Consider the following 6,881-nt stretch of genomic DNA (forward strand, 5'->3'; position numbering starts at 1 on the left):
AACACACCGAGACCGGTCATGTTATGGTCATTGCCGACGGGCAGGATGGCTTTCTCGAACTGCCCGCATTGCCATACCGGCACAGTCACGGCATGGCAAAAGACCGCGACATCATTCATCACTTTGCACTGTTAGAGCAAACACAGACTGGCAAAGTGTCGCTGACCGACTTCACCTTTGAGCGCCCTGATTTCAGACCGAAAGGGCTCAAGGCCAGCAATATCTCTAACGAACAACCTCTGGAAGCCTTTCATTATCCCGGTCACTTCACAACCGATGCCGACGGAACACGTATCGCGACATTAACTTTAGAGCAGGCCAGAATTTATAAGCAGCGGGTAATCGGGAAAAGTGACTGTACCCAACTCACCAGCGGGTATTTTCAGTCGTTGGAAGCGCACCCCAATGATCAATGGAATGAACCCTGGTTGCTGGTGGAAGTGAAACACCAGGGCAAGCAGCCACAGGCGTTAGAAGAGTTTGCTGACGGGGCGGCGACCTATAACGCAGATTTTATTGCCACCCCGTGGGAAGCCGCGTTTCGAGCCGAGCCCATTACCAAGCCGTATATCCATAACATCGATACCGCCATTGTCACCGGTCCTGCTGGTGAAGAGATTTACTGCGATGCGCTTGGGCGGGTAAAAGTACAATTTCATTGGGACAGGGAAGGGCAGGCGAACGAAACAACCAGTTGCTGGCTACGTGTATCACAGGGCTGGGCTGGCAACGGTTATGGTCAGTTTGTCTTGCCGCGCATAGGCCACGAAGTGATCGTCAGTTTTATTCATGGCGATCCGGATAAACCCATAATCACCGGTGCGATGTTCAACGGTAAAAACAAAGTACCGTATGATCTGCCAGAGCACAAAACCCGCAGTACCTTTAAAACCTCATCAAGCGTGGGTGGCGGCAATTTTAATGAACTGCGCTTTGAAGACAAAAAAGACAATGAACAGTTTTATCTTCATGCCGCAAAGAACATGGATGTTCAGGTCGAAAATGATCGTAAGGACGAAATTCTCAATGCCGACCACCTCACCGTGCACGACTCCCGCTTTCAGGAAGTCAAGGTCGACAACCACAGCACCGTAAACGGCGATCAGTTTGAAGCCGTCAAAGGCGATAGCCACCATATCATCGACGGTACCGTCCACACCAAAATCGGCAATAAACAACTGATTGATGTCGGCACCGAACTACATCTGAATTCAGGTCAGAAAGTGGTGATCGAAGCGGGTGCAGAAATCACCATCAAAGCCGGGGGCAGTTTTGTTAAAGTCGACCCGTCAGGCGTCACCGTAGCTGGTCCGACAATCAAAATAAACTCCGGTGGCAGTGCAGGCCGCGGCAGTGGCGCAGCAGCACAGGCTGCGCAACTGCCAGTCTTGTCGCAGAGAGCACCCGATGCCGATGTGAGTGCGCCGGTAGCAGCGGTACAACAAGGCAGTACGCAGATAGCACCCGCACAACAACTTAATGCGGCTATATTACCAGCGCAACAAGCCAGTACACTGAAGACTGCAGCGCAACGAGCACAAGGCTATTGTGAAGTTTGTGAAGCCGATGAGAATAATCAGCTATGAGTATTTCGTCAGAGCAGACATACCAGTACCTGATTATAGATGGAGCCTCTGTTGATAATCTCGCTAAGTCGCTATACGACACGGAATCTGACTTAAACGGCATGACACTGTATGCGGGAACAGCTTTGCAATCGGTAATGGATATTTCCCCGTGGGTTGTTGAAAGTACCGGTGCTTTATACACATGGTTCCAAGAGTGTGTTATTCCGCTAAATGCGGGGATGATACTTCATACTGATGCGGATTTAGAGACAGTTACACAGCACTGGAAAAGCTTATTGCATGCACAAAACACCCATAACGAAACGGTGATATTCAGAGCTTATGATCCGCGGATCTTTTCAGCATTAATTCAGAGTAGTACAGAACAGCAATTATCAAGGTTATTTGGGCCTGTCAGGCAAGTGTCGGTATGGGAAGTACAGTCTCAATCCTGGCAACAGTTTAGTAATACCTCTCAGAGTCTTGATTATGACGAGAGTGAACAGTTTGTACTGACTGGTTTAAATGCTAAAAAAATAACCGAGGTGACGGAAGCCACTTTTATCCAGCGGCTTGTTGAACATATTCAAACCTATTTTCCGCAACAGCACCCATCGTCCGACGAAATAGAAATGGCCGAAGTGTACTACCACAAGGCCCATTCTCTCGGTTTTAGCTCTGAGCGTGCCGTCTTTTATTTCACCAATGTCATTTGTTTGCTGGGTATGGATGTTTTGGTTGATGACACTTATCCGGATATAAAGCAGTTGCTGACTGAACCCAGTTTATTAACGCCCTCACAACGGGTACATAAAGCCGCGTTACTTGCTGCCGAATACAAGAAGGAATTGGAATTGTGAATCTCAGTTATAACGACAGTGCTGCAACAATGTCTGAAGATGAAGCCGGCGCACCTCAAGGGACTTGTCCGTTGATGAAGCAAGATATTCAGTTAATACCGGTTCGTTATGCCTTGGTCGAAGAAGAGCAGGCAATGCCGGATCATATTAATGCTTCCCTTTATAACGAAGAAGGATTGTCACAAGGGATCAGGCCATTAAATGAAGGCTTTCTTTACCTGATACACTCTTCCCGGCCGGATGAACTTCGTTGTTACGCGATTGATAAAAGCGGACAGCTAAAGGAATCCTTACTGAAGGCAGGTGAAACAACGCAGCAGGAAACTGGTGAAACCGCCATTATTCTGCCCCGCTCAGGGTCAGTGAAGGCATTATTTACCCCTGTTGCTTTGGCTGATGGCGGCAGTAATTTTCTCGCTTTCGAATCAGACCATGCAAAAACCATGAATGCGATCCCTCTGGCGGGGTATGATCCGATGTTGGGTGACAAAGGGCTCATTTCAACAGATTTACTGTCAAAACAGACCGCAGATTTTGTGACTGACATGAAGCCTGCCGGGGATGCGCCGGATTTGGGCTTGTATCAATGGCTCGCCGCTGAACAATGGCAACTGACAACGTTATCTGAACTCACCCAGTTCATACAGCCAGATTACAGTAATGACTGCGCCTTTATGGTGGTCAATGATATATGCAGCGATATTATTGATTACGCATCTCGCTGGAATTCGATTCAGGATAAATTTGCCGAAGAAGTTAAAGTGCGAGGGGATGATTATGCGATCGGCACAATTATCGACCAGTTTATTTCAGCACAGGCAAAAGTAAGTAAAGTCAGTCAGGATATTGAGCTAGTTCTTAGCGATGGAGAATTAAAAAATCTAAAGAAAGAGGAACTGGTACAATTAATTGAGCATATCGAAGATAAAAATAATATTGCCTATCGCCAGAACCCCGTCGGTGATCATCCGAAGGTCATTCCTTATAACCCGGTAGCCGAACAATATGCGGAAACACTGGCCAATAAAATAAACCTGTCGGCTGGAAAACTGATACATAAAGTGAATAAAGCCATAAAAGATCATAATTTATTGGTTGATGGTTATGGGCCGATAAAAAAAGGGATTAAAGATGTCATTCGCTATGACGAAATGCAGACGGTATTAGACAAAGCTGCTGATATTGACCGGCAATTTAAAGAAAAGGAAACGGCAGTTGTTCAGATGCTGCAAAGTATTGCCCCGAGCTGGCACCTGTTAGCCCCGCACTTCAGCGAAGATACCCCTGAAAGTGTGGTTGCAAGAATGAGCTATGAAGATGCACTGTATCAGCTACTGAATATCGAAACACCGGCCTGGGTGCAGGACTATTATTTTGGTGACAGTATCGTACCAATGTTGGTGTATCAGTCTGTCTCGAACAAAGGCCAGTCGACAGCCACCCTGCCTAAATCATTATTTACGCTGGCGAATATCACAAAAAAAATACAAGGGAGTGCAAACGCAAAATCTAAGCCGGAACAGCTTCAACAAGCCCTGAATGACAATAGTGACCACCGTTTTAAAAGCTTACTGACCGACGATGGACAACGGGCAAAAGTGGTTGCCAGTCTGGCGAATAAGAATGAGTCGATGGTGCTCTCTCTGTTTAATCAAACTCATACTGCACAGGGGAAGATGATATTTAGTCATAAGATGGAAGCGATCATTAATAATGCGCCCCAAGCGACGAAAGCGTATATGGCAACGTTCTTTGATATGACGGGCGTTGGCTGGACGGTAGCGAACACGCAAGCCTTGCAGCAGTTAGATAACAAACTGAAACAGTTAGGCGAACTAGTTGCTAAAGACCGCCACATAAGCGGGGTGTTACTGGCGGCAAAGCAAAATAGCGCCTGGAAAAATAAAACGGGCGCAGCCAGAAAACAGGAAAAGGCCGCCTACGATGCGCAGATAAAACAGATCAAAACCGCAAGAAAAAATAACCTGAGCCAGATCCGAAACAGCCTTGATGAGATCCAGAAAAGTACCTTCCGCGCAACCGACGGAAATACCGCCATGCTGGCAGGGGTTAGCAGCGAGACGGCAAGGTTATTGTTAAATGAAATAGAATCAACCCAGAACTTATTTAAATCTAAAACCCACTGGAAAGAAACAATGCAGGAGCTTACCCATAAAGAGGGTAAGTGGGATAACGCCAAAGCCCAAAAGCTTGCCCTAGGCAGTTTTATTACAGTCTTTAACCTGTATACCTTTATTACCGCGATTGAAGATTACTTCGACCCTGAAAAAGATGTCGAATTATTGGGTGTCGTTTCCAGTGGATTTAATGCCGCCAGCGCATCCGTGGGTATGGTAAATACTTTTTATTCGGCCCATTTAAAAGCCGCGTATGGTGTCACGGGCAGCATGCCGGTATTGGCTAAGCTGGCAAGGGCCGACATTGCGGTCGGTTGGGTCGCCAGTGTGCTGGGCACGATTGGTTATGGCATAAAGTTCAGCAAAGATAGGCAAGCTTTTCTAAAAGATATGGACCGAGGATCTGTTCTATATATTGTTTCTGCTGTGAAAACAGGAACCAGTTTTTTTCTACTTAGTGGAAGCTTTTATGAAAGCTTTCATCTCACACGTATTGCTGTACGTGTGTTTATAACAGGCACGATGAAAGCCACTGCCGGGCAAATGGCAATGGCGAGAATACTGGCAGGCAGCGGCCCTTATATGTTGTGGGGTTACTTGTTATACGTCGTGATAGAAAAGTTTTATGACTTTATCAAATGGCCGCCATTAGTGGCATGGGCAAATAACAGTTTATGGGGCAAGAGTGTTGAATATGACACCCTGGCACAAAACTCAACGGCATTAAACCGTGTGTTATTTACCCCGAAAATAAGTGTCGCGGCAGAGCCTGAAACCAGTGCATCAATGAGTTTCGAACCGGTGCTAACCCTTACCGTCATTCTTCCCGGCAACGAGCTGCCCGATGCGGATAATTTGCAGCTGGCACTGGTGGGAAAGCGTAAACAGCTTACCGATATGCGCCTTACCGACCAGCTTATTCTTAATAGTGAAGTAACGGCATTGAAAGGTGGCGCGTCTAAACTGGTTTTTGACCTCGATATAAGGGAGCTACAGCAACGGCAGATTAATAGCTTAGAGCTTCATGTGTCATCTCAGCCGTGGAATGCCGTGTCACAGGCTGAGACTTACAGCTACAGCATCGCGTTCAGCATTGTTCATATCGCCTATACCCCGACGGTTAAGCTTACCTGTGAAGAAATTAGCCCGGGTTATAGCCCTCAACTGTCTGGTTGGGAAGTGATTTAAGGAACATTGTTATGGGAAATGAAACCAAGCGCATGTTGGCGATGGGTGAAAGAATGGAGCAGGACGGGGTTGAAACCGTTGCTATGGCCCCACTGCCTGCCAACAGCGGTTATGCCCCCGGTAATGTTCAAGGGTTGTTAAAGCGAAAAAACGCGACCTACATTGATTTGAAAACCTCAGGCGGTGAGGCGTTTGGGGCCAAGATATATCTATTAGGCAACCTTTTAGCTGTTTTAGGTGGGCTTTATTTTATTATTTGGTCAATATTGGACTCTGGTTTTGGGGGAGGCATTGGAGTTTGGGCTGGCGTTGGCATGCCTATGATTTTGGTTGTGTATTTTGCGAATCGGCAATTAGAAGAAGAAACAAAACGCAATGCTCCGTTGCGCTGCCACCGTGAACGGCGGGAGCTGATTTTCAATGTGCAGACCAGCGATCACGAGATCCCATACTTTTTCTGGTCACCTGGCATTTTTATCTGTGCCTCCATGGGCTGGTTTGTGTTAATGATGTCTATTTCATCAATATTTCTTTTCCATGATGGGCCAAAACCACCTCCAGACTATTGGTTAAGCAGTGTCATCATAACTATTGCTATTGCTATTGCTTTTGGTACTTACCCGCTTAAAAAGTTCATTACATACCGGCGGCAGCTGAAGCGCTGCAAGGTCAAATATGAGCAGGTTGCTGTACCCTGGGATAAGGTCGGGGTCGAATACCAAAGTGCCAGCGCGGCGTCTACCAGCGGGCTTCATGACTATCAATTCCTCAGCTTTCTAGCCCCCGATGCCAACGATGAAACGTTGGCGGTTGCATCCGTCAACTTCCCGGTACATTCGATGGCAGAAGCGTATTCAGGTTATGAGCTGGTACGCACCTTTATGGACCAGGGCGAAGCCGGGCTGGAAGGTATAGACCCCTTCGAGCGTGTACCTTATGACTTTGACGCGCAAATTAAACTGAGGAAAAAAGCCTATGATCCGATCACCTACGCGGTGTGGCGGTTCGGCAATTGGTTGAGCTTAAATCACTGGGCCCAGTCATTTATGGAACGCCACAATGAAACCTTGCCCCAAGCGGTATTAAACACCCCCAAGCTAGTGGAATGGTCAAAGCCCCTGCCCAAA

4 protein-coding genes are annotated in these 6,881 nt (G+C 47.1%); all 4 read left to right on the forward strand.

Features of this window, described 5'->3' with window-relative positions:
- On the forward strand, positions 1-1,586 hold a 1,586-nt coding region (gene tssI, locus R3289_RS20380), incomplete at its 5' end, for a type VI secretion system tip protein TssI/VgrG (RefSeq protein ID WP_318927738.1).
- Complete coding sequence (locus R3289_RS20385) at positions 1,583-2,428, forward strand: DUF4123 domain-containing protein (RefSeq protein ID WP_318927739.1); 846 nt, start codon at positions 1,583-1,585, stop codon at positions 2,426-2,428. The genes tssI and R3289_RS20385, both read left to right, overlap by 4 nt.
- Positions 2,425-5,754, forward strand: coding sequence for a toxin VasX (locus tag R3289_RS20390; RefSeq protein ID WP_318927740.1), 3,330 nt, complete (start codon positions 2,425-2,427; stop codon positions 5,752-5,754). The genes R3289_RS20385 and R3289_RS20390 overlap by 4 nt, the downstream gene beginning before the upstream one ends.
- A gap of 11 nt (positions 5,755-5,765) precedes the next feature.
- Positions 5,766-6,881, forward strand: a 1,116-nt coding sequence (locus R3289_RS20395; protein ID WP_318927741.1) for a hypothetical protein, incomplete at its 3' end; no start/stop codon positions are given.

The organism is Photobacterium sp. (genome assembly GCF_033720175.1).
Taxonomy (GTDB): Bacteria; Pseudomonadota; Gammaproteobacteria; order Enterobacterales; family Vibrionaceae; genus Photobacterium.